The organism is Pseudomonas sp. GW460-12-10-14-TSB1 (assembly GCF_017349775.1).
GTDB classification, from domain to species: domain Bacteria; phylum Pseudomonadota; class Gammaproteobacteria; order Pseudomonadales; family Pseudomonadaceae; genus Aquipseudomonas; species Aquipseudomonas piscium.
This window is the reverse complement of the sequence record NZ_JACNAC010000004.1, coordinates 180,996-202,233: the sequence shown is the minus strand read 5'-3', so window position 1 is coordinate 202,233 and position 21,238 is coordinate 180,996. Positions and strand designations below refer to the sequence as shown.

Sequence of the window (21,238 nt, the reverse complement as noted above, 5' to 3'; positions counted from 1 at the left end):
TTGCCCTTTGCGTAAAATCCCACAGGTAGTTTCATGTCCCTGGAACAGAATTACACGGCGATCCTCGGCCAATTGGGCGAAGACGTCTCCCGCGAGGGCCTGCTCGACACGCCAAAACGTGCCGCCAAAGCCATGCAGTACCTCTGCCGCGGTTATGAACAAACGCTGGAAGAAGTCACCAACGGTGCCTTGTTCAGCTCCGATAACAGCGAAATGGTGCTGGTCAAGGACATCGAGCTCTACTCGCTGTGCGAGCACCACCTGCTGCCTTTCATCGGCAAGGCTCACGTCGCTTACATTCCGAGCGGCAAGGTGCTGGGCCTGTCGAAAGTCGCGCGCATCGTCGACATGTACGCGCGTCGCCTGCAGATCCAGGAAAACCTCAGCCGCCAGATCGCCGACGCAGTCCAGCAAGTGACCGGCGCCCTGGGCGTCGCGGTGGTGATCGAGGCCAAGCACATGTGCATGATGATGCGCGGTGTGGAGAAGCAGAACTCGTCGATGATCACCTCGGTGATGCTGGGCGAATTCCGCGAAAACGCGGCGACCCGCAGCGAGTTTCTTAGCCTGATCAAGTAAACGGCTGCCCGAAAGAACCGGCGTTCATCGCCGGTTTTTTTTCGCCTGGCAAAAATCAGGTAAGCTGCCGCCCCTTCTTTCATGGGCAAGAGGCAATATCGTGATCGTCAAAGCGCTTCGAGTCGGCCTGGGCCAGCTCATCATCTTCATCGACTTCATCACCCGCCCACGCAAGCAGCAGCGCCCCGCCGCCGCTCAAGCCCAGGTCGAACAGGCCGCCAAGGGCCTGACCCTGTATCAGTTCCACGCCTGCCCCTTCTGCGTGAAAACCCGCCGCACCCTGCACCGCCTGAACGTTCCGGTGGCCCTGCGTGACGCGAAAAACAACGAGCAGGACCGCCAGACCCTGCTGGAACAAGGCGGCAAGATCAAGGTGCCGTGCCTGCGTATCGAAGAAAACGGCCAGACCACCTGGATGTACGAGTCCAAGGTGATCATCAATTATCTGGACAAGCGTTTTGCGACAGCCTGAATGGTGGGTGGCGTTCTGAAGGACGTCATCGCGGGCAAGCCTGGCTCCTACAGGTTTGCGACCGATTTTCTGTAGGAGCGAGGCTTGCCCGCGATAGCGCCAGAACAGCCCCCACAAGAGCCAGACCATAAAAAACCGACCCAAGGGTCGGTTTTTTTGTTTCCCGTAGAGGCTCAGTCGAGCATCCCGACATGCCGTGGATGGCTTTCCACCCGCTGCATCCAGGCCTGGATGCCCGGGTAGCGCGCCAGATCGAAGCCACCTTCATGGGCGACATGGGTGTAGGCATAGAGCGCGATATCGGCAATCGAATACTGCTCGCCCACCAGATACGGCGTGCGCGCCAGCTGGTGCTCCATCACGTCCAACGCCTTGTAACCACGCTTTTGCAGCTTCTCGTATTCGTGAAGGCGCTCTTGCGGCATCCCCAGATAAAGCTGGATGAACCGTGCCACGGCAATGTACGGCTCATGGCTGTATTGCTCGAAAAACTGCCATTGCAGCACTTGCGTGCGTAAACGCGGCTCGCTCGGCAGGAATTCGCTGCCATCGGCGAGAAAGTTGAGAATCGCGTTCGACTCCCACAGGCAGGTGCCGTCTTCCAGCTCCAGCACCGGGATCTTGCCGTTGGGGTTCTTCGCCAGAAACGCCTCGGTCTGCGTATCCCCGCTCAAGATGTCCACGGCATGCCACTCGTAAGGCTGGCCCAGCAGATTGAGCATCAGCTTGACCTTGTAGCAGTTGCCGGACCGGTAATCCCCATAAACCTTGTACATGGCCCTCTCCTCTCAGGCTGCCTGTGCAGCCTGTGCTTGACGTACCACGGTGGCCAGCCGCTTGAGACCTTCGTCCAGACGCGCCGGATCGATATGACTGAAATTCAACCGCAGGTGACCTGGATTGCGGTCCGGCTCGGAGAAGAAGGGTTCGCCCGGCATGAATGCCACGTCCTGCTCCAGCGCCGCTTTCAGCAAAGTGCGGGTGTCCAGCGGCTGTTTCAAGGTCAACCAGAAAAACAGCCCGCCCTGGGGCACCTGCCAATCGGCCAGATCGCCGAAATGACGTTGCAGGGCCGCCTGAAAACCGTCGCGGCGAACCCGGTAGAAATCGCGCAACTCGCCCAGATGCTGCTGATACTGCTCGGTACCTATCCATTGCAGCGCCTGCCATTGGCCGACACGGTTGGTGTGCAGGTCCGCCGATTGCTTCAAGCGCAACAGATGGGGAAACAGGTCCGGGCTGGCGATCAGGTAACCGACCCGCAGCCCTGGCAGCAGCGTCTTCGACACGGTGCCGGTGTAGATCCAGCTGGCCTTGCGCAGGCGCCCGACGATGGGCATGGCGCTGCCACCGTCGAAAGTCAGCTCGCGGTAAGGCTCGTCTTCGATCAGGGTCACCCCGAACTCGTCGAGCAACGCCGCCACGGCATCGCGCTTGGCTTCGCTGTAGCGCACCGCCGAAGGATTCTGGAAGGTCGGGATCAGGTAGATGAACGCGGGACGATGCTGCTCCAGGCGGGCACGTAATTGCGCCAGATCCGGCCCATCGGCCTGAAGCGGCACGGTCAGGCAATCGGCGCCGAACAGCTGGAAGATCTGCAACGCCGCCAGGTAGGTCGGCGCTTCCAGCATGATCTCGGTGCCCTTGTCGATGTACAGCTTGGCCGCCAGATCGAGGGTCTGCTGGGAACCGCTGACCACCAGCACCTGGCTGGCCTCGCACGGCACACCCAGCACCCGGGCTTGTGCCGCCAGGGCCTCGCGCAGCTGTGGTTCGCCCTCGCTCATGCCGTATTGGCCCATGGACAACGGCATCGCCTGCCAATCGGTCTTCGGTAGCATCGCTTCGGCGGGCAGCCCTCCGGCGAACGACATCACTTCCGGACGCTGCGCGGCGGCAAGGATTTCACGGATCAGTGAGCTTTTAAGACGCGAAACACGTTCGGAGAAGGCCATGAGGGTCACCAGTAGCGAAGGCGGAGGAAAATACGTCAAACTGCTTGACCGAAATTACGCCGACTTTCGCAGATACGTCAATATGCTTGACCTTAAAAACCAGACCACGCAACAAGCCGCCATGGAAGCCTTCTTCTTTGGTTACCAGGCGTTCACCGCCAAGGCCGACGAAATGCTCGAGCGCCGCGGCCTGAGTCGCGTGCACCAGCGCATCGTGTTTTTCATCGCCCGCTACCCGGGGCTAAGCGTGAAAGAACTGCTCACGGCACTGGGCGTGAGCAAGCAGGCGCTGAACATTCCCCTGCGTCAATTGATGGAGATGCACCTGGTCAACAGCGTTGCCCCAGAGAGCGACAAGCGCAAACGCCTGCTGGAGCTGACGGAGGACGGCGCGCGCTTTGAACAATCGCTGCGGCGCGAGCAGGTAAAGCTGCTGCAACGGGTATTCGCCGAGGCCGGCGAGGCGGCGGTGGATGGCTGGCTGGCGGTAAACAAGGCCCTGGGCGAAAACCGCTGACACCACAGCCTGCGAGCGCGCAGCGGTCGTCAACCTGCATACCCGCTGCTTCTGCAAAACCGCGTCAGCCCCATTGCGACCGCTGCGCGCTCGATCGCGGGCCGCGCCAACGGCTACAGGCCATATAGCCTTTCTGGCGAACTTTTCGCACACAACCTAAAAAACATTATTTGCTTTCTTTGTATACAAAAGCATAATTCGCCACGTGCGAGTTCCTGACCCATAGGTCAATAAAAGCCCGCAAGCCTTACATGCCTCAAAGAGCCGCTGCCCACCCTCACGTGTCCGGCTCTGGAAAAAATAATAAAACTCTTGAGGAGTACTCGCTGTGGAAAGCCGCAAATCCGAAGCCCCTACGCTGGAACTCTCGCCGCCGCTGAACAGTGGCTGGCTGGAGCGCATCTTCAAACTCAGGTTGCATGGCACCACGGTGAAGACCGAGCTGATTGCCGGTCTGACGACCTTCATCACCATGGCCTACATCATCTTCGTCAACCCCAACATCATGGCCGACGCCGGCATCGACCACGGCGCGGCATTCGTCGCCACCTGCATCGCCGCCGCCCTGGGTTGCCTGTTGATGGGGCTGTACGCCAACTGGCCGGTAGGCCTGGCGCCCGGCATGGGGCTGAACGCCTTTTTCACCTACACCGTGGTCGGAACCATGGGCTACAACTGGGAAACCGCCCTCGGTGCGGTATTCGTGTCCGGCGTGCTGTTCATGTTCCTGACCTTCTCGCGGATCCGCGAATGGCTGCTCAACAGCATTCCGGCCAGCCTGCGCTTCGCCATGGGCGCCGGTGTGGGCCTGTTCCTCGGGCTGATCGGCTTGAAGACCGCGGGCATCGTGGTCGATAGCCCGGCGACCCTGATCAAGCTCGGCTCCCTGCGCGAACCCGGCCCGCTGCTGGCGGCGATCTGTTTCTTGATGATTGCCGTGCTCAGTTATCACCGGGTGTTCGGCGCGATCCTCATCAGCATCATCACCGTGACCCTGGCCGGCTGGGGCCTGGGCCTGGTGCACTACGAGGGCATCATGTCGGCCCCGCCGAGCCTGGCACCGACCTGGATGGCCATGGACGTCGCCGGGGTATTCAATGTCAGCATGATCAGCGTGGTGCTAGCCTTCCTCTTCGTGCACATGTTCGATACCGCCGGCACCCTGATGGGCGTGGCCCAGCGCGCCGGCCTGGTCAACCCCGACGGCAAGATCGAGAACCTCTCCCGCGCCCTGAAGGCGGACAGCGCCTCCAGCGTCTTCGGTGCGGTGGTCGGTGTTCCACCCGTCACCAGCTACGTGGAAAGTGCCGCGGGTGTCGCCGCGGGTGGTCGGACTGGTCTTACCGCAGTGACCGTAGGTGTGCTATTTATCGCAGCCATGTTTTTCGCTCCGCTGGCTGGCATGATCCCCGCTTATGCCACCGCCGGTGCACTGATTTATGTGGCGATGCTGATGATGGGCGGCATGGCCCACATCGATTGGGAAGAGGCCACCGACAGCATCCCGGCGATCGTCACCGCAATCATGATGCCGCTGACCTTCTCGGTCGCCGACGGTATCGCCCTGGGTTTCATCACCTACGTGGCCTTGAAGGCCGGGACGGGCAAGTACAAGGAAATCTCCATCAGCCTGTGGGTGCTGTGCGCGATCTTTATCGCCAAGTTCATTTTCTTGTAGGCACATCGGTTTCAAACGGCCTCACCCCGTCGGGTGAGGCTTTTGCACATAAGGAGAAAGGCAATGAGCGTGGAAACCTGGCTGCTGTTCAGCGGCGCGGCACTGGTGGTGATCCTGATCCCAGGCCCGCTGTCCCTGCTGATGATCAGCAACAGTCTGAATTACGGTTTGCGCCGGTCCTACCCGGCGTTTCTCGGCGGCGTGTTTGCCTCGATCTGTTTGTTGAGTGCCTCGGCCCTGGGCCTGGGCGCCCTGCTGCTGGCTTCGGAGCAGCTGTTCAGTGCCCTGAAAATCGTCGGTGCGCTGTACCTGTTCTATCTCGCCTGGCAAAGCTGGCAGCAATCGCGGCAGCCCTCCCTCGGCGCCGAAGTGCCCGAGGCCGCACCGAAACCGCGCTTTCGCGCACTGTTCGGGCGCGCTTTTGTGCTGGGCGCCAGCAACCCGAAAGACATTCTGTTCTTCGCCGCGTTTCTGCCGCAGTTTCTCAGCGCCGAACAACCTTTCCTGCCGCAGCTGCTGATCATGATCGTCACCTGGACCCTGCTCGACCTGCTGTGCAAGCTGGCTTACGGCCTGGGTGCCCATGGCGCGGCGCGCTACCTGCGCAGCGGCAAGGGCCAGAGCTGGTTCAACCGGGTCAGCGCCGGGCTGTTCAGCGGTGCCGGTGCCGCGTCGCTGTTGAGCCGCTGAAAGCATCGCGGGCAAGTCGGATCGCCGCCCGCTCGCTCCTACAGAAGCCAATTTTGTAAGAGCGAGGCTTGCCCGCGATGGCGTCCTCACCAACAGCACATTTCCAAGGACGAAAAAAAGCCCGCAGTGTGAGCGGGCGAAAGACCAAAGAAGCTATTTGCGCAGGCTTCGTGGGGGAAAGTCCTAGCTTCCTCTGTAGGTCGAATAGCTGTAGGGCGAGATCAGCAGCGGTACGTGGTAATGCTCCTGCTCGGCCGAGATGCCGAAACGCAGCACCACCACATCGAGAAACGCAGGCTCAGGCAGTTGTACGCCGCGAGCACGGTAGTAATCGCCGGCATGGAATTGCAGTTGGTAAACCCCGGTGCGGTAGTCATCGCCTTGCAGCAGCGGCGCATCGCAACGGCCATCGCTGTTGGTCAGGGCACTGGCGACCAGTTCCAGCTGCGTACCCTCGACCCGGTACAACTCGACCTTGATGGCGCTGCCTGGGCAGCCATGCGCGGCATCCAACACGTGTGTAGTCAAACGTCCCATTGATTCTGCGTGTCTGTGCGCGCTCACACGTCCAGACCTCGCGCCTCCTGAAGTCAGTTGATAAGGAGACCGCACCGTTTCGGAGCACGAAAGGATACGGCGAGGAATTTATTAAGACACTTTTCAAAAAAATTGTACACAATAAAAATCACCCATTTCCGGGTACTTCTGCCAAGCCTCCGTGTTCCCTTGATCAGCGGCTACACCATGAGAGCAGAAGACTTTCCATCCATTAGCTGACCAACCAGGCAGGTTTCTTGCAGTACCCATGCATGAGCACAATCGATGAAAAATGCAAAAAATCGGGCTTACAAACTGATTTAAAAGTTGTATACAATCAGTCCATCGCTGTGACGCCAGCCTGCCTTTCCCCCTCAGGCCCCGCCACGCCACCGTTATCACGATAAGAAGGAAGACTGCAGTGAGCGCTGACTACCCACGCGACCTGATCGGTTACGGCTCCAACCCTCCTCACCCTCACTGGCCGGGCAATGCCCGCATCGCCCTGTCGTTCGTGCTCAATTACGAAGAAGGCGGCGAGCGCAATATCCTGCACGGCGACAAGGAGTCGGAAGCCTTCCTTTCGGAAATGGTCGCCGCCCAGCCCCTGCAGGGCGAGCGCAACATGAGCATGGAATCGCTGTACGAGTATGGCAGCCGTGCCGGTGTCTGGCGGATCCTCAAGCTGTTCAAGGAATTCGACATTCCGCTGACCATCTTCGCCGTCGCCATGGCCGCCCAGCGCCATCCGGACGTGATCCGCGCCATGGTCGAAGCCGGCCACGAGATCTGCAGCCACGGCTACCGCTGGATCGACTACCAGTACATGGACGAAGCCCAGGAACGCGAGCACATGCTCGAAGCGATCCGCATCCTCACCGAAATCACCGGTGAACGCCCGCTGGGCTGGTACACCGGTCGCACCGGCCCGAACACCCGGCGCCTGGTGATGGAAGAAGGCGGTTTCCTCTACGACTGCGATACCTACGACGACGACCTGCCCTACTGGGAAACCAACAACCCGACCGGCAAGGCGCACCTGGTGATCCCCTACACCCTGGACACCAACGACATGCGTTTCACCCAGGTCCAGGGCTTCAATAAGGGCGACGACTTCTACCAGTACCTCAAGGATGCGTTCGACGTGCTGTACGCCGAAGGCGCCGAGGCGCCGAAGATGCTGTCCATCGGCCTGCACTGCCGCCTGATCGGCCGCCCGGCGCGCCTGGCCGCCCTGAAGCGCTTTATCGAGTACGTCAAGGGTCACGATCAGGTCTGGTTCACTCGCCGCGTGGACATCGCCCGCCACTGGCAGCAAACCCATCCGTTTCCGGGGGCTGCGAAATGAGCACCTTCCAAACCCTGAAACCCTCGACCCTGAGCCGCGACGCCTTCGTCAAAGCCTTCGCCGATATCTACGAACATTCGCCATGGGTCGCCGAAAAGGCCTTCGACCTGGGCCAGGACGCATCGATCGACCGGATCGACACCCTGCACCAGCGCATGAGCGACATCCTGTTGAGCGCCGATCACCAGAGCCAGCTGGCCCTGATCAACGCTCACCCGGACCTGGCCGGCAAAGCCGCCGTCCAGGGGCAACTGACCGAAGCCAGCACCCATGAACAGGCTGGCGCCGGTATTCACCAATGCACGGCCGAAGAGTTCCAGCGCTTCACCGAGCTGAACGACGCCTACAAGGCCAAGTTCAAGTTTCCCTTCATCATGGCGGTAAAAGGCAGCAACCGGCATCAGATCCTCGCGGCGTTCGAAGCGCGCATCCACAACTCGGTGGACACCGAATTCCGGTGCGCGCTGGCGGAGATCAACAAGATCGCCCTGTTCCGACTACTGACTCTCTAGCAAGCCTGGCCCGAGTACGAAACGTACCCAGGGCCCTGCAAGCATCCCAAGCCACTCAATTAAAGGCAGACAAGAAGAATGAAAGCTTACGCCGTACCTTTCGAGAAGTTCGTCAACCTGGCCGACGCCCGCCTGGGCACCAAGATCATCTCGGTGACCGATGACTGGTTCGCTGACGCCAACCGTCTGTTCCAGCCGACCCCGGCCGTATGGAAGGAGGGCGTATTCGATGACAACGGCAAGTGGATGGACGGCTGGGAGTCGCGCCGCAAACGCTTCGAAGGCTACGACAGCGCCGTGATCCGCCTGGGCGTGCCTGGCCAGATCAAGGGTGTGGACATCGACACCTCATTCTTCACCGGCAACTTCCCGCCATCGGCCTCCCTGGAAGCCTGCTTCCTGGCCGAAGGCGAGCCGAACGAAAACACCCAGTGGGTGGAAGTGCTGCCGGCCGTCGAGCTGCAAGGCAACAGCCACCACTACCACGAGATCAGCAACGACCAGGCGTTCAGCCACCTGCGCTTCAACATCTACCCGGATGGCGGCGTGGCCCGTCTGCGCGTGCATGGCATCCCGTACCGCGACTGGTCGGCGGTCGGCGACAACGAACAGGTCGACCTGGCAGCCGCCCTCAACGGTGGCCGCGCCCTCGCCTGCTCCGACGAACACTTCGGCCGCATGAGCAACATCCTCAACCCGGGCCGCGGCATCAACATGGGCGATGGCTGGGAAACCGCCCGCCGCCGCACGCCGGGCAATGACTGGGTGATCGTCGCCCTGGGCCATCCGGGCGAGATCGAGAAGATCATCGTCGACACCCTGCACTTCAAAGGCAACTACCCGGACAGCTGCTCGATCCAGGGCGCCTTCGTCAAGGGCGGCACCGACAGCCAGATCGAAACCCAGTCGCTGTTCTGGCGCGAACTGCTGCCGAGCCAGAAGCTGGAAATGCACGCCGAACACACCTTCGCCGAGCAGATCAAGGCCCTGGGTCCGATCACCCATATCCGCCTGAACGTGTTCCCGGACGGAGGCGTCAGCCGCCTGCGGATCCTGGGCAAGGTCGCGAAATAATGCCGAGCCTGTAGGAGCGAAGCTTGCTCGCGATAGCGGTTGTCAGGTCGACATCTGCTGTCTGGTTTGACGCCATCGCGAGCAAGCTTCGCTCCTACAAAAACATGACTGACCGAAAAACCGAACTCACAGATTAAGAAGAACAGCATGCGCACATTGATGATCGAACCGCTGACCAAAGAAGCCTTCGCCCCCTTCGGTGACGTGATCGAAACCGACGGCAGCGATCACTTCATGATCAACAACGGTTCGACCATGCGCTTCCATCGTCTGGCTACCGTGGAAACCGCCACGCCGGACGACAAGGCGATCATCAGCATCTTCCGCGCCGACGCGCTGGACATGCCCTTGACCGTGCGCATGCTGGAGCGCCATCCGCTGGGCAGCCAGGCTTTCATTCCGCTGCTCGGCAACCCCTTTCTGATCGTGGTCGCGCCACTTGGCGATGCACCTGTATCGGGCTTGGTCCGCGCCTTTGTCAGCAATGGCAGGCAGGGCATTAATTACCATCGCGGCGTCTGGCACCACCCGGTGCTGACGATCGAAAAGCGGGATGACTTCCTGGTGGTTGATCGCAGTGGCACAGGCAATAACTGCGATGAGCATTTCTTTGAAGAGGATGAGTGTTTGATCCTCGCCCCCCACCAATAAGAGAAGGTCTGATCACCCGAAAACAAGGGTGACAGGCGAGAGGTAAAGACTGTGGAAGCACATCTGTTGGAATGGCTCAACCTGAGCGTGCGTTGGGTTCACATGATCACTGGCGTGGCCTGGATCGGCGCGTCGTTCTACTTCGTCTGGCTGGAAAACAACCTCAATCGCGTCAACCCCAAGGACGGCCTGTCGGGCGACCTCTGGGCAATCCACGGTGGCGGCATCTATCACCTGGAAAAATACAAACTGGCCCCACCCTCCATGCCGGAAAACCTGCACTGGTTCAAGTGGGAAGCCTACTTCACCTGGATGTCGGGGATCGCCCTGCTGTGCCTGGTGTTCTACTACAACCCGATGCTCTACCTGGTAGCGCCGGGCAGCGGCCTGACCGGCCCTGAAGGCGTGGCCATCGGCATCGGCTCCCTGATCGCCGGCTGGTTCGTCTACGACTTCCTCTGCGACTCGCCCCTGGGCAAGAAGCCCGCCCTGCTCGGCTTCATCCTGTTCGTGCTGTTGATCGCCGCGGCCTATGGCTTCAGCAAGGTGTTCAGCGGTCGTGGCGCCTACCTGCATGTCGGCGCCATCATCGGCACCATCATGGTCGGCAACGTGTTCCGCATCATCATGCCGGCCCAGCGCGCGCTGGTGGCCGCCATCGCGGAAAACCGCACGCCGGACCCGACCCTGCCGGCCAAGGGCCTGCTGCGTTCGCGGCACAACAACTACTTCACCCTGCCTGTGCTGTTCATCATGATCAGCAACCACTTCCCGAGCACCTACGGCAGCCAGTACAACTGGTTGATCCTGGCCGGGATCGCGGTGCTGGCGGTGCTGGTGCGTCATTACTTCAACACCCGCCACGACAGCCACAAGTTCGCCTGGACCCTGCCGGTCGCGGCCCTGGGCATGATCTGCCTGGCCTACGTCACCGGCCCCGCGCAAATGGCCAAGGCTCCGGAAGTGGCCAAGGCCCCGGCGAAGATCGAGTACCAGCCACTGCCGGAAACCGCCATTGGCGGCGGCGCCAAGCCTGAAACCGCAGCGGCCCCGGCAGCTCCACCGACTCCCGAAGTTGCTCCGACGCAAGCATCCACCGCAACCCAAGGCCCGAGCTTCGACAAGGTGCATAACGTGATCCAGGAACGTTGCACCGTCTGCCACTCGGCCAAGCCCACCAGCCCGCTGTTCAGTGCCGCGCCAGCCGGCGTGATGTTCGACACCCCGGAGCAGATCAAGCTCCAGGCCCCACGGATCCAGGCCCAGGCCGTTGCCAGCCAGATCATGCCGCTGGGCAACATCACCCAGATGACCCAACAGGAACGTGACCTGATCGGCGCCTGGATCAACCAGGGGGCACGCACCAACTGAGTCACCGCTGAAAAACATCGCGGGCAAGCCTCGCTCCTACGGGAGCGGGCGGTGCTCGCGATCAGCCGCCACGCGGTTGGCCTGCTGCAAAAAAGCTGTTCGCAACCACACAGCTTTCTAATCACAAGAATAAAAAGATCCGAGGTGTTGCATGTCCGCGTTAACCGAACCGCGCATCCCCGACGCACCCGCCTTTGCGCGACTGCCCCTTTTGCAACTGATCCTGGTCGGTTTGCAGCATGTCCTGCTGATGTACGGAGGCGCCATCGCGGTGCCGCTGATCATCGGACAGGCCGCGGGTCTGAGTCGTGAAGAAATCGCCTTCCTGATCAATGCCGACCTGCTGGTCGCTGGCATCGCCACCATCGTGCAATCCCTCGGCATCGGCCCCATGGGCATCCGCATGCCGGTGATGATGGGCGCCAGCTTTGCCGCCGTGGGCAGCATGGTGGCCATGGCCGGCATGCCGGGCATCGGAATGCAGGGGATCTTTGGCGCGACCATCGCCGCCGGCTTCTTCGGTATGCTGATCGCGCCCTTCATGTCCAAGGTGGTGCGCTTCTTTCCACCCCTGGTCACCGGTACCGTCATCACCTCCATCGGCCTGTCGCTGTTCCCGGTCGCAGTGAACTGGGCAGGCGGCGGCAGCCACAATGCCGAATTCGGTTCCCCCATCTACCTGAGCATCGCCGCGCTGGTACTGGGCACCATCCTGCTGGTGCACCGTTTCATGCGCGGTTTCTGGGTGAACATTTCCGTGCTGATCGGCATGGGCCTGGGCTACCTGCTCTGCGGCCTGATCGGCATGGTCGACCTCAGCGGCATGGCCCAGGCGCCCTGGGTGCAGGTGGTCACCCCGCTGCACTTCGGCATGCCGCAGTTCCATCTGGCGCCGATCCTTTCGATGTGCCTGGTGGTGGTGATCATCTTCGTCGAGTCCACCGGGATGTTCCTGGCGCTGGGAAAGATCACCGGCCAGGAAGTCACCCCGCGCATGCTGCGGCGCGGCCTGCTGTGTGATGCCGGCGCCTCGTTTTTCGCCGGTTTCCTCAATACCTTCACCCACTCTTCGTTCGCCCAGAACATCGGCCTGGTGCAGATGACCGGCGTGCGTTGCCGCTCGGTGACCATAGTCGCCGGCGGCCTGCTGATCGTGCTGAGCCTGCTGCCCAAGGCGGCTTTCCTGGTGGCCTCGATTCCACCGGCGGTACTGGGCGGCGCAGCCATCGCCATGTTCGGCATGGTGGCGGCGACCGGGATCAAGATCCTCCAGGAAGCCGACATCGCCGACCGCCGCAATCAACTGCTGGTGGCGGTGAGCATCGGCATGGGCCTGATTCCGGTGGTCCGCCCGGAGTTCTTCGCTCACTTGCCCCTGTGGATGAGCCCGATCACCCACAGCGGAATTGCCATGGCGACCCTCAGTGCCCTGACCCTGAACCTGCTGTTCAACATCCTGGGTGGCACCGAACGGGCCGCCAGCAACGCCCGACACGCCCACCAGCATTGAAGCCTGAACGGGGCGACCTGGCGGTCGCCCCTGCTTGACCGTCGTTACCCGAAACACACGCACGACAGGCAGACCCGGCACCGCGCCCGGTCGCAGTCGGCGGCTGCCTGCGCCTTGACAATAAAAACAAACAGGGAGCAACACGATGAGACATGCACACGCACGCCTGCTGCTGAGCGGCGGACTGCTGGCGACAACCCAGGCCATGGCTGGCGACCTGCTGCTGTGGCAGACCAACAGCCTGACGTACCTGTACGGCAAGAACTTCGCCATCAATCCGTCGATCCAGCAGACGGTGACCTTCGAGCACGCCGACCGCTGGAAATATGGCGATACCTTCCTGTTCGTCGACAAGATTTTCTACAACGGCCAGGAAGACCGAAACAAAGGCCCCCACGCCTTTTACGGCGAGTTCAGCCCAAGGCTGTCGTTCGGCAAGATCCTTGACCGCTCATTCGCCTTCGGCCCGGTCAAGGACCTGCTGCTGGCCATGACCTACGAATATGGCGAAGGCGACAGCGAGGCCTACCTGATCGGCCCCGGTTTCGACCTTGCCGTTCCGGGCTTCAACTATTTCACCCTGAACTTCTACCGCCGCCAGACCGAAGGCCCGCGCCCCGGTGACGGTGTCTGGCAGATCACCCCATCCTGGTCCTACAGCATCCCGCTGGGGCGCTCGAACCTGTTAATCGACGGCTACCTGGACTGGGTGGTGGACAACGACCAGAACGACCGCGGCACCTACCACGCCAACCTGCATATCAACCCGCAGATCAAGTACGACCTGGGCAAGGCCCTGAGCCTGGGCGAGAAGCAACTGTATGTAGGCCTCGAATACAGCTACTGGAAAGACAAGTACGGCATCCAGCACAGCGCGAACCTGGACACCAACCAGAACACCGCCAGCCTGCTGGTGAAGGTGCATTTCTAGAATGGCCGGCAAATATGCCCCAAAGTTGTTTCAAGTGCGCTATTGCAGAGCACTTGAGCAAGGCCGTGGGAGTCAGTATTCTCCGCGGCCGCCTGAATCCGGTGAAAAAAAAAGCCCGGATTTAAAACCTGACCAGAAAGCCAACTTATCCCGGCCTCTGGAAAGTACCAAGGCGTACCGATTTAAAACCGAATTCACTCTCGACCGACTGTATTCGTACAGCCGCGCGGGAGTTTTTGCGCTTTTTTTTCGCCTTGGCTCAGCTCTTGCTATCAGCAACAAAGCTGACCGATCGGATGATTTTTCAGCCATTGAAAAGGTGCCACACCAGAGCACCGGCTTTTAAAGAAAAACGTAGAACCACTTACTTTTTGGGAGCAACCGAATGAACCGCATCTGTAAAGGCCTGATGCTTGCCGGATCCTTGCTGGCAGGGGCCCAGGCCAACGCCGGCGACCTGCTGCAATGGCAGAACAACAGCCTGACCTACCTCTACGGCAAAGACTTCGCGATCAATCCAGAGATCCAACAGACCGTTACTTTCGAACATGCCGATGCCTGGAAGTACGGCGACAACTTCCTGTTTATCGACAAGATCTTCTACAACGGTAAAAAGGACGGCAACGTCGGCCCGAACACCTATTACGGCGAGTTCAGCCCACGACTTTCGTTCGGCAAGATCTTTGATCAGAAGTTGGAGTTCGGCCCGATCAAGGATGTATTGCTGGCCATGACTTACGAGTTCGGCGAAGGCGATAACGAGTCCTACCTGATCGGTCCGGGTTTTGACCTGGCGATCCCCGGGTTCGATTACTTCCAGTTGAACTTCTACAACCGCCAGACCGAAGGCAGCCGTGCCGGCGACAATGTCTGGCAGATCACCCCGGTCTGGTCCTACACCATTCCCGTGGGCCGTTCGGACATCCTGATCGACGGTTTCATCGACTGGGTGGTGGACAACGACAAGAACTCCAAAGGCGAGTACCACGCCAACCTGCACATCAACCCGCAGATCAAGTACGACCTGGGCAAGGCGCTGAAGCTGGGCGACAAACAGTTGTATGTGGGTATCGAATACGACTACTGGAAGAACAAGTACGGGGTCAAGGACACCCCCTACTTCGACACCGACCAGAACACCGCCAGCCTGCTGCTCAAGTACCATTTCTGATGCTGTGAGCACCGTTCCCGTGCTGGTCGCGGGAACGGATTGCATCGAATAAATCGATAGTAACACCCTGATATTCGCAACCATCGATCAGTTGAGCTGGCATAGCATGTCGCTCATTCCAACCTGATCAGGAGTTGCATCGATGACTCAATTTCGCAAAGTACTCAGCGTCCATACCGGCCAGCCCGCTTCGGACGGCGCCGGCGTCAGACTGACCCGGGTCTTCGGTGGCCAGGGTGTCGAGCGTTTCGACCCATTCCTGATGCTCGACGAGTTCGGCTCGGAAAACCCCGACGATTACATCGCTGGCTTTCCGCCCCACCCCCATCGCGGTTTCGAAACCGTCACCTACATGCTCGAAGGCCGCATGCGCCATGAGGATCACCTGGGCAACGTCGGCCTGCTGGAAGGCGGTGGCGTGCAGTGGATGACCGCCGCCAAGGGCATCATCCACAGCGAGATGCCGGAACAGGAAGAAGGCGTGATGCGCGGCTTCCAGCTATGGCTGAACCTGCCGGGCAAACACAAGCTCGACAAGGCCGGCTACCGGGACATCCAACCTCAGGACATTCCGCGCCTGACCACCGCCAATGGCGTGGAAGTGGTGGTGATCGCCGGCCGCTTCGATGACGGCCAGGTGCAGCAGACCGGTGCCGTCGAACGACCGGACACCGAACCCCATTACTTCGACCTGCGCTTGCCTGCTGGCGCCAGCATCAGTCCGCGTCTGCCTGAAGGGCATCGGGCCCTGCTGTATGTCTATGAAGGCCAGATCGATCTGTCCGGGCATCCGCAGCCGGTCGCCACCAGCAAACTGGTGCGCCTGTCCGACCAGGGCGAGATCCAGTTGAGCAGTGCCGATGGCGCCCGTGTGCTGTTGATCGCCGGCAAGCCCCTGGGCGAGCCGATCGTGCAGTACGGCCCGTTCGTGATGAACAGCCGGGAAGAGATCGAGCAGGCGCTGCGGGATTTTCGCGACGACAAACTGACCGCCTGAGCCGCGCGGAACCAAGCCCCTATCGCGGGCAAGCTCGCCCCTACAGAGACGGCATTCCCTGTAGGGGCGAGCTTGCCCGCGATGCTTTTTCAGGCCGTCTCGACCGCGGCCGCCAACCCCAGAAACCGCCGCAGCTCGTCGCGCTTGGCCAAGGCATCGCTGCGCCCCAGTTCGATCAGTTCGCTGCAATACCCCGCCTCGAACAGCAGGTAACTCAGGACCCCGGCACCGCTGGTCTTGGTCGCCCCCGGCCCGCGCAGAAACAAGCGCAGCGCCGCCGGCAATTCCTGCCTATGGCGTGCAGCGATTTCATCGATCGGCTGGCTGGGCGCAATCACCAGCACCTCCACCGGCGCCACCCCCAGGGTACGGACGGGCGTGCCTGATGGCAGCAGATGACTGAACTGGTTGAGCCGCTGCAAGAGCTCAATATCGCTCTCCAGGCTGTCAATGAAGGTACTGTTGAGCATGTGGCCACCGATCTGCGCCAACGTCGGCTGCTGCCCGGTGTAGCTGCGCTGCTGGGGCGCCTGCGGGTCGATGCCACGAGGGTTGCCGCTGACCCCGACCACCAGCACCCGGCTGGCCCCCAGGTGCAACGCCGGACTGATGGGCGCCGATTGCCGCACCGCGCCGTCGCCGAAAAACTCCTGGCCGATTCTCACCGGGGCGAACAGCAACGGAATCGCCGAACTGGCCAGCAAGTGTTCAACCGTGAGTTCGGTGGGCAGGCCGATGCGCCGATGACGCAGCCAGGCATCGATGGTGCCACCGCCCTGGTAGAAGGTCACCGCCTGGCCCGATTCATAACCAAAGGCCGTGACCGCCACTGCCTTCAGGTGCTTTTGCGCGATCGCCTGACGAATACCGGACAGCTGCAGCTTATCGTTCAACAACTGCCGCAGCGGCGAGCTGTTGAGCAGCGCCACCGGCACTTGGGCGCCCAGGCCGAGCAGGCTGTGGCCGACGAACCGGGTGGCCTGGCGGATCACCCCGGGCCAGTCGCTGCGGATCACCTGATGGCTGCGAAAGCCCTGCCAGAACGCCGTGAGACGCTCGATGGCCGCGGTGAAATCCAGCGCGCCGCTGGCCAGGCTGACCGCATTGATCGCCCCGGCCGAGGTCCCGACTATCACCGGGAAGGGATTGCTCGCCCCCGCCGGCAACAACTCGGCAATCGCCGCCAGCACCCCCACCTGATACGCCGCACGAGCCCCGCCGCCGGAAAGAATCAATCCTGTGACCGGTTCCGCTGGGCTCATCGCTACACTCCATGGCGCTGATAAAGGGCTTTCAATCTTGGCTCCGTACGAAAAGTCGGCGAGCGAAGGTCAGGCAAGGCAAAAACAGGCGAGGAAGCGGAGTGTAGGGGCCTACATGAGCATTCCGAGCCTGTTTTTAACGCAGCATGGCCGAGCGCAGCCACTTTTCGTACAGAGCCTAACGCGATAATTTCAACCGCGCTTCTTATACAGCTTCGGCTCGCCTGGCGGGCGGCTCTTGAAGCGGCGGTGCGCCCACAGATACTGCTCCGGACACTCGCGCAGCACGCCTTCGATCCACTGGTTGATGCGCAGGCAATCGGCCTCTTCGGTCTCACCCGGGAAATCCTGCAACGGCGGGTGAATCACCAAGCGATAACCACTGCCATCGGCCAGCCGCTGCTGAGTGAAAGGCACCACCAGGGCCTTGCCCAGCCGGGCGAACTTGCTGGTGGCGGTAACCGTCGCCGCCTGGATGCCGAACAGCGGCACGAACACGCTCTGCTTGGCGCCGTAATCCTGGTCCGGTGCGTACCAGATGGCACGGCCGGCGCGCAGCAACTTGAGCATGCCGCGCACGTCTTCACGCTCCACCGCCAGGGAATCCAGATTGTGCCGTTCGCGACCACGGCGCTGGATGAAATCGAACAGCGGGTTCTTGTGCTCGCGGTACATGCCGTCGATCGTGTGCTGCTGGCCCAGCAAGGCGGCGCCAATTTCCAAAGTAGTGAAGTGCAGGGCCATGAGAATCACGCCCTTGCCTTCCAGTTGCGCCTGCTTGAGGTACTCCAGGCCTTCGACATGGGCCAGGCGCGCCAGGCGCGGCTTGGACCACCACCAGCTCATGGCCATCTCGAAAAAGGCGATGCCGGTGGAGGCGAAGTTTTCCTTGAGCAGGCGCTTGCGCTCAGCAGGGGACTTTTCGGGGAAACACAGTTCCAGGTTGCGCTTGGCGATCCGTCGGCGCTCGCCGGCCACCCGGTACATCAGCGCCCCCAGGGCGCGACCGATCCACAGCAGCAGCGGATAAGGCAGCTGGACCACCAGCCATAGCAAGCCCAGGCCCAGCCACAGCGGCCAAAAACGGGGATAAAGAAATGCAGCTCGAAAACGCGGGCGATCCATTACAGATTCCGGACAGACAACAAGGTCGCGCATTCTACATCGGTTCGACCCGGCTTGCGGCCCGCGGGCGTTCTCGTTATAAGTCTCGGCACTTTTAGTGACAAGCCGCTTTATGCCGACCATGAGCCAAACCGAATCGCAAGACCTGGATCCTGTGTTCCAGTTGAAGGGCAGCATGCTGGCCATCACCGTGCTGGAACTGGCCCGCAACGACCTCGAGGGCCTCGATCGCCAACTGGCGGCGAAGGTCGCGCAAGCCCCGAATTTCTTCAGTAACGCCCCGTTGGTGCTGGCGCTGGACAAACTGCCGGCCAGTGAAGGCGCCGTCGATCTGCCCGGCCTGATGCGCGTCTGTCGTCACCATGGTCTGCGCACCCTGGCGATCCGTGCCAGCCGCATCGAAGACATCGCCGCGGCGATCGCCGTCGATCTGCCCGTCCTGCCGCCCTCCGGCGCCCGGGAACGGCCGCTGGAACCGCAGGAAAACGAAGTACGGAAAAAGCCTGAGAAGCCGCCTGAACCGACCATCAAGCCCACCCGCATCATCACTTCGCCAGTACGCGGCGGGCAGCAGATCTATGCCCAGGGTGGCGATCTGGTAGTGACCTCCTCGGTCAGTCCGGGTGCGGAACTTCTGGCCGATGGCAACATCCATGTATACGGCCCGATGCGCGGTCGGGCGCTGGCCGGGGTCAAGGGCGACACCAAGGCACGGATTTTCTGTCAGCAGTTGAGCGCTGAACTGGTGTCCATCGCCGGCCAGTACAAGGTTTCCGAGGACCTGCGGCGCGATCCGCTGTGGGGTGCCGGAGTCCAGGTCAGCCTGTCGGGTGACGTGTTGAACATCACACGTCTTTAACGGATACTGCCGCATTTTCCAAGCATCTCTAAAACCTAGCGAATACGGCTCAAACGAAGTAGGAGCAGGTGTTAACCGACCTCCAGCCAAGGCTGTCCGACTGCAGTAGTTTTCAAGAGATGTTTTTCAGGGGCTAAAAAGTCCTTCTTCCTTAGGGGTGAAACACCTTGGCCAAGATTCTCGTGGTTACATCCGGCAAGGGTGGTGTGGGTAAGACCACCACCAGCGCCGCTATCGGTACCGGCCTCGCTCTGCGCGGTCACAAAACTGTCATCGTCGACTTCGACGTCGGCTTGCGTAACCTCGACCTGATCATGGGTTGCGAACGTCGCGTGGTGTATGACTTCGTCAACGTGGTCAACGGCGAAGCCAACCTGCAGCAAGCCCTGATCAAAGACAAGCGCCTGGAAAACCTCTTTGTACTGGCCGCCAGTCAGACCCGCGACAAAGACGCGCTGACCCAGGAAGGCGTGGAAAAAGTGCTGATGGAGCTCAAGGAGACCTTCGATTTCGTGGTCTGCGACTCCCCGGCCGGTATCGAGAAAGGTGCCCACCTGGCCATGTACTTCGCCGACGAAGCGATTGTCGTGACCAACCCGGAAGTTTCCTCGGTACGTGACTCCGACCGCATGCTCGGTCTTCTGGCCAGCAAGTCCCGTCGTGCCGAAAGAGGCGAAGAGCCGATCCAGGAACACCTGCTGATCACCCGCTACCACCCTGAGCGTGTCGAAAAAGGGGAAATGCTCGGTGTCGAAGACGTCAAGGAAATCCTCGCAGTGCGCCTTCTTGGCGTAATTCCGGAATCCCAGGCAGTGCTCAAGGCCTCCAACCAGGGCGTGCCGGTGATTCTCGACGACCAGAGCGATGCCGGTCAGGCCTACAGCGATACCGTTGATCGCTTGCTGGGCAAGGAAAAGGAACACCGGTTCCTCAATGTCGAGAAGAAGGGATTCTTCGAGCGCCTGTTTGGAGGTAGGTAATGAACCTTTTTGACTTCTTTCGTGCCAGCAAAAAAGTAAGCACCGCGTCGGTAGCGAAAGAGCGTCTACAGATCATCGTGGCGCATGAACGCGGCCAACGCACTACCCCCGATTACTTGCCTGCCTTGCAGAAGGAACTGGTGGAAGTAATCCGCAAGTACGTCAATATCGGGTCCGATGACGTGCATGTCGCTCTGGAAAACCAGGGCAGCTGCTCGATCCTGGAACTCAATATCACCCTGCCCGATCGCTGATCGATTCGGCTGGAGCCACGGCGGCTCGATCCCTCGGTTTTTCTACAGGAGCAAGCCTGCTCCCATAGAAGCCGGGTTGATCGAGCCGCCGTTGGCGTTTGTTACGAGGCTGTTTTAATGCCGCTGTCGAATATCCGCATCATTCACCAGGACGCCGCCGTCCTGGTGGTGGACAAGCCCACCCTGCTGCTCTCCGTGCCCGGCCGGGCCGATGACAACAAGGATTGCCTGATTACCCGCCTGCAGGAAAACGGTTACCCGGAAGCCCGTATCGTCCATCGGCTGGACTGGGAAACCTCCGGCATCATCCTGCTGGCCCGCGACCCCGATACCCACCGCGAACTGTCCCGGCAATTTCACGACCGCGAGACCGAAAAAGCCTACACCGCACTGTGCTGGGGCCAGCCGGAACTGGACAGCGGCAGCATTGACCTGCCGTTGCGCTACGACCCGCCGACCAAACCGCGGCACGTGGTGGACCACGAATTCGGCAAGAACGCCCTGACCTTCTGGCGGGTGCTGGAGCGCTGCGGCGACTGGTGCCGCGTCGAGCTGACCCCGATCACCGGGCGCTCGCACCAGTTGCGGGTGCATATGCTGTCCATCGGTCACCCGCTGCTGGGCGACGGCCTGTACGCACACCCGCAAGCGCTGGCCGCCTGGCCACGCCTGTGCCTGCACGCCAGCATGCTCAGCTTCACCCATCCGCAGAGTGGCGAACGCCTGCGCTTCGAGTGCCCGGCACCCTTCTGATCGAGAACGGCC

Annotated in this window: 24 protein-coding genes; 19 read left to right on the top strand and 5 right to left on the bottom strand. The window is 61.0% G+C overall.

Annotation, left to right across the window (positions count from 1 at the left end):
- Positions 1 to 33 precede the first annotated feature (33 nt).
- Both folE and J4D52_RS04755 read left to right on the top strand, forming a co-directional pair.
- A complete protein-coding gene (gene folE / locus J4D52_RS04760) occupies positions 34 to 579 on the top strand; it encodes a GTP cyclohydrolase I FolE (RefSeq protein WP_003204506.1) in 546 nt (181 codons plus the stop codon).
- A 100-nt stretch (positions 580 to 679) separates the two neighbouring features.
- Complete coding sequence (locus J4D52_RS04755; protein WP_063432617.1) at positions 680 to 1,051, top strand: glutathione S-transferase N-terminal domain-containing protein; 372 nt, start codon at positions 680 to 682, stop codon at positions 1,049 to 1,051.
- Positions 1,052 to 1,224: 173 nt separating this feature from the next.
- On the opposite strand, the gene J4D52_RS04750 is transcribed toward J4D52_RS04755, so the two are convergent.
- Both J4D52_RS04750 and J4D52_RS04745 read right to left on the bottom strand, forming a co-directional pair.
- Positions 1,225 to 1,827 (bottom strand): glutathione S-transferase family protein, encoded by a 603-nt coding sequence (locus J4D52_RS04750; RefSeq protein ID WP_025805589.1) that lies wholly within the window; start codon positions 1,825 to 1,827, stop codon positions 1,225 to 1,227.
- 12 nt (positions 1,828 to 1,839) lie between these two features.
- Positions 1,840 to 3,006, bottom strand: coding sequence for a PLP-dependent aminotransferase family protein (locus tag J4D52_RS04745; protein WP_063432618.1), 1,167 nt, complete (start codon positions 3,004 to 3,006; stop codon positions 1,840 to 1,842).
- An 82-nt stretch (positions 3,007 to 3,088) separates the two neighbouring features.
- Here J4D52_RS04745 and J4D52_RS04740 point away from each other — a divergent pair, with 82 nt between their 5' ends.
- The 3 genes from J4D52_RS04740 (at position 3,089) to J4D52_RS04730 (ending at position 5,891) form a co-directional block, all read left to right on the top strand.
- Complete coding sequence (locus J4D52_RS04740) at positions 3,089 to 3,523, top strand: MarR family transcriptional regulator (protein ID WP_009050207.1); 435 nt, start codon at positions 3,089 to 3,091, stop codon at positions 3,521 to 3,523.
- Between the two features lie 328 nt (positions 3,524 to 3,851).
- Positions 3,852 to 5,201, top strand: a complete 1,350-nt coding sequence (locus J4D52_RS04735) for an NCS2 family permease (RefSeq protein WP_009050208.1) — start codon at positions 3,852 to 3,854, stop codon at positions 5,199 to 5,201.
- Positions 5,202 to 5,264: 63 nt separating this feature from the next.
- Positions 5,265 to 5,891, top strand: a complete 627-nt coding sequence (locus J4D52_RS04730) for a LysE family translocator (protein WP_023966462.1) — start codon at positions 5,265 to 5,267, stop codon at positions 5,889 to 5,891.
- 183 nt (positions 5,892 to 6,074) lie between these two features.
- Here J4D52_RS04730 and uraH read toward each other — a convergent pair whose 3' ends face one another.
- Positions 6,075 to 6,428, bottom strand: a complete 354-nt coding sequence (gene uraH, locus J4D52_RS04725; RefSeq protein WP_023966464.1) for a hydroxyisourate hydrolase — start codon at positions 6,426 to 6,428, stop codon at positions 6,075 to 6,077.
- 421 nt (positions 6,429 to 6,849) lie between these two features.
- Here uraH and puuE point away from each other — a divergent pair, with 421 nt between their 5' ends.
- The 10 genes from puuE to J4D52_RS04675 all read left to right on the top strand — a co-directional run bounded on the left by puuE (position 6,850) and on the right by J4D52_RS04675 (position 15,993).
- Positions 6,850 to 7,776 carry an allantoinase PuuE gene (gene puuE / locus J4D52_RS04720; RefSeq protein WP_063432619.1) on the top strand — a complete coding sequence of 309 codons (927 nt, stop codon included), beginning with the start codon at positions 6,850 to 6,852 and terminating at the stop codon, positions 7,774 to 7,776.
- A complete protein-coding gene (gene uraD / locus J4D52_RS04715) occupies positions 7,773 to 8,288 on the top strand; it encodes a 2-oxo-4-hydroxy-4-carboxy-5-ureidoimidazoline decarboxylase (protein WP_009050212.1) in 516 nt (171 codons plus the stop codon). Before puuE ends, uraD begins: the two co-directional genes overlap by 4 nt.
- Before the next feature lie 78 nt (positions 8,289 to 8,366).
- Complete coding sequence (gene alc / locus J4D52_RS04710) at positions 8,367 to 9,362, top strand: allantoicase (RefSeq protein WP_063432620.1); 996 nt, start codon at positions 8,367 to 8,369, stop codon at positions 9,360 to 9,362.
- A gap of 147 nt (positions 9,363 to 9,509) precedes the next feature.
- A complete protein-coding gene (locus tag J4D52_RS04705; protein ID WP_009050214.1) occupies positions 9,510 to 10,013 on the top strand; it encodes an ureidoglycolate lyase in 504 nt (167 codons plus the stop codon).
- A 51-nt stretch (positions 10,014 to 10,064) separates the two neighbouring features.
- Positions 10,065 to 11,384 (top strand): urate hydroxylase PuuD, encoded by a 1,320-nt coding sequence (locus J4D52_RS04700; protein ID WP_063432621.1) that lies wholly within the window; start codon positions 10,065 to 10,067, stop codon positions 11,382 to 11,384.
- Positions 11,385 to 11,535: 151 nt separating this feature from the next.
- Positions 11,536 to 12,894: a nucleobase:cation symporter-2 family protein gene (locus tag J4D52_RS04695; protein WP_063432622.1), complete on the top strand. Its 1,359-nt coding sequence runs from the start codon at positions 11,536 to 11,538 to the stop codon at positions 12,892 to 12,894.
- A gap of 145 nt (positions 12,895 to 13,039) precedes the next feature.
- The gene (locus tag J4D52_RS04690) at positions 13,040 to 13,825 is read left to right on the top strand and encodes an outer membrane protein OmpK (RefSeq protein WP_063432623.1); all 786 of its coding nucleotides are present in this window, start codon (positions 13,040 to 13,042) and stop codon (positions 13,823 to 13,825) included.
- A 1-nt stretch (position 13,826) separates the two neighbouring features.
- Positions 13,827 to 14,171 (top strand): hypothetical protein, encoded by a 345-nt coding sequence (locus tag J4D52_RS04685; RefSeq protein WP_124303307.1) that lies wholly within the window; start codon positions 13,827 to 13,829, stop codon positions 14,169 to 14,171.
- Positions 14,172 to 14,210: 39 nt separating this feature from the next.
- Entirely contained in the window at positions 14,211 to 14,996 is a 786-nt protein-coding gene (locus J4D52_RS04680; RefSeq protein ID WP_053280398.1) for an outer membrane protein OmpK, read from the top strand.
- 142 nt (positions 14,997 to 15,138) lie between these two features.
- Positions 15,139 to 15,993 (top strand): pirin family protein, encoded by an 855-nt coding sequence (locus J4D52_RS04675; RefSeq protein ID WP_063432624.1) that lies wholly within the window; start codon positions 15,139 to 15,141, stop codon positions 15,991 to 15,993.
- Positions 15,994 to 16,082: 89 nt separating this feature from the next.
- On the opposite strand, the gene J4D52_RS04670 is transcribed toward J4D52_RS04675, so the two are convergent.
- The gene (locus tag J4D52_RS04670; protein WP_063432625.1) at positions 16,083 to 17,255 is read right to left on the bottom strand and encodes a patatin-like phospholipase family protein; all 1,173 of its coding nucleotides are present in this window, start codon (positions 17,253 to 17,255) and stop codon (positions 16,083 to 16,085) included.
- Positions 17,256 to 17,447: 192 nt separating this feature from the next.
- Positions 17,448 to 18,380, bottom strand: a complete 933-nt coding sequence (locus tag J4D52_RS04665) for a lipid A biosynthesis lauroyl acyltransferase (protein ID WP_063432626.1) — start codon at positions 18,378 to 18,380, stop codon at positions 17,448 to 17,450.
- Positions 18,381 to 18,501: 121 nt separating this feature from the next.
- Here J4D52_RS04665 and minC point away from each other — a divergent pair, with 121 nt between their 5' ends.
- The 4 genes from minC (at position 18,502) to J4D52_RS04645 (ending at position 21,226) form a co-directional block, all read left to right on the top strand.
- Positions 18,502 to 19,239: a septum site-determining protein MinC gene (gene minC / locus J4D52_RS04660; RefSeq protein WP_053280554.1), complete on the top strand. Its 738-nt coding sequence runs from the start codon at positions 18,502 to 18,504 to the stop codon at positions 19,237 to 19,239.
- A 167-nt stretch (positions 19,240 to 19,406) separates the two neighbouring features.
- On the top strand, positions 19,407 to 20,219 hold the full coding sequence (gene minD, locus J4D52_RS04655; RefSeq protein ID WP_102676587.1) for a septum site-determining protein MinD: 813 nt from the start codon (positions 19,407 to 19,409) through the stop codon (positions 20,217 to 20,219).
- Entirely contained in the window at positions 20,219 to 20,473 is a 255-nt protein-coding gene (gene minE / locus J4D52_RS04650) for a cell division topological specificity factor MinE (RefSeq protein ID WP_007928666.1), read from the top strand. Before minD ends, minE begins: the two co-directional genes overlap by 1 nt.
- A 117-nt stretch (positions 20,474 to 20,590) precedes the next feature.
- Entirely contained in the window at positions 20,591 to 21,226 is a 636-nt protein-coding gene (locus J4D52_RS04645) for an RluA family pseudouridine synthase (RefSeq protein WP_007928667.1), read from the top strand.
- Positions 21,227 to 21,238: the final 12 nt, after the last annotated feature.

What these genes read in the sequence shown, in the direction of transcription:
- folE (WP_003204506.1), top strand. Translation starts at nt 34, where the DNA reads ATGTCCCTGGAACAGAATTACACGGCGATCCTCGGCCAATTGGGCGAA.
- J4D52_RS04750 (WP_025805589.1), bottom strand. Translation starts at nt 1,827, where the DNA reads ATGTACAAGGTTTATGGGGATTACCGGTCCGGCAACTGCTACAAGGTC.
- J4D52_RS04745 (WP_063432618.1), bottom strand. Translation starts at nt 3,006, where the DNA reads ATGGCCTTCTCCGAACGTGTTTCGCGTCTTAAAAGCTCACTGATCCGT.
- J4D52_RS04740 (WP_009050207.1), top strand. Translation starts at nt 3,089, where the DNA reads ATGCTTGACCTTAAAAACCAGACCACGCAACAAGCCGCCATGGAAGCC.
- J4D52_RS04730 (WP_023966462.1), top strand. Translation starts at nt 5,265, where the DNA reads ATGAGCGTGGAAACCTGGCTGCTGTTCAGCGGCGCGGCACTGGTGGTG.
- uraH (WP_023966464.1), bottom strand. Translation starts at nt 6,428, where the DNA reads ATGGGACGTTTGACTACACACGTGTTGGATGCCGCGCATGGCTGCCCA.
- uraD (WP_009050212.1), top strand. Translation starts at nt 7,773, where the DNA reads ATGAGCACCTTCCAAACCCTGAAACCCTCGACCCTGAGCCGCGACGCC.
- alc (WP_063432620.1), top strand. Translation starts at nt 8,367, where the DNA reads ATGAAAGCTTACGCCGTACCTTTCGAGAAGTTCGTCAACCTGGCCGAC.
- J4D52_RS04705 (WP_009050214.1), top strand. Translation starts at nt 9,510, where the DNA reads ATGCGCACATTGATGATCGAACCGCTGACCAAAGAAGCCTTCGCCCCC.
- J4D52_RS04695 (WP_063432622.1), top strand. Translation starts at nt 11,536, where the DNA reads ATGTCCGCGTTAACCGAACCGCGCATCCCCGACGCACCCGCCTTTGCG.
- J4D52_RS04690 (WP_063432623.1), top strand. Translation starts at nt 13,040, where the DNA reads ATGAGACATGCACACGCACGCCTGCTGCTGAGCGGCGGACTGCTGGCG.
- J4D52_RS04685 (WP_124303307.1), top strand. Translation starts at nt 13,827, where the DNA reads ATGGCCGGCAAATATGCCCCAAAGTTGTTTCAAGTGCGCTATTGCAGA.
- J4D52_RS04680 (WP_053280398.1), top strand. Translation starts at nt 14,211, where the DNA reads ATGAACCGCATCTGTAAAGGCCTGATGCTTGCCGGATCCTTGCTGGCA.
- J4D52_RS04675 (WP_063432624.1), top strand. Translation starts at nt 15,139, where the DNA reads ATGACTCAATTTCGCAAAGTACTCAGCGTCCATACCGGCCAGCCCGCT.
- J4D52_RS04670 (WP_063432625.1), bottom strand. Translation starts at nt 17,255, where the DNA reads ATGAGCCCAGCGGAACCGGTCACAGGATTGATTCTTTCCGGCGGCGGG.
- J4D52_RS04665 (WP_063432626.1), bottom strand. Translation starts at nt 18,380, where the DNA reads ATGGATCGCCCGCGTTTTCGAGCTGCATTTCTTTATCCCCGTTTTTGG.
- minC (WP_053280554.1), top strand. Translation starts at nt 18,502, where the DNA reads ATGAGCCAAACCGAATCGCAAGACCTGGATCCTGTGTTCCAGTTGAAG.
- minE (WP_007928666.1), top strand. Translation starts at nt 20,219, where the DNA reads ATGAACCTTTTTGACTTCTTTCGTGCCAGCAAAAAAGTAAGCACCGCG.
- J4D52_RS04645 (WP_007928667.1), top strand. Translation starts at nt 20,591, where the DNA reads ATGCCGCTGTCGAATATCCGCATCATTCACCAGGACGCCGCCGTCCTG.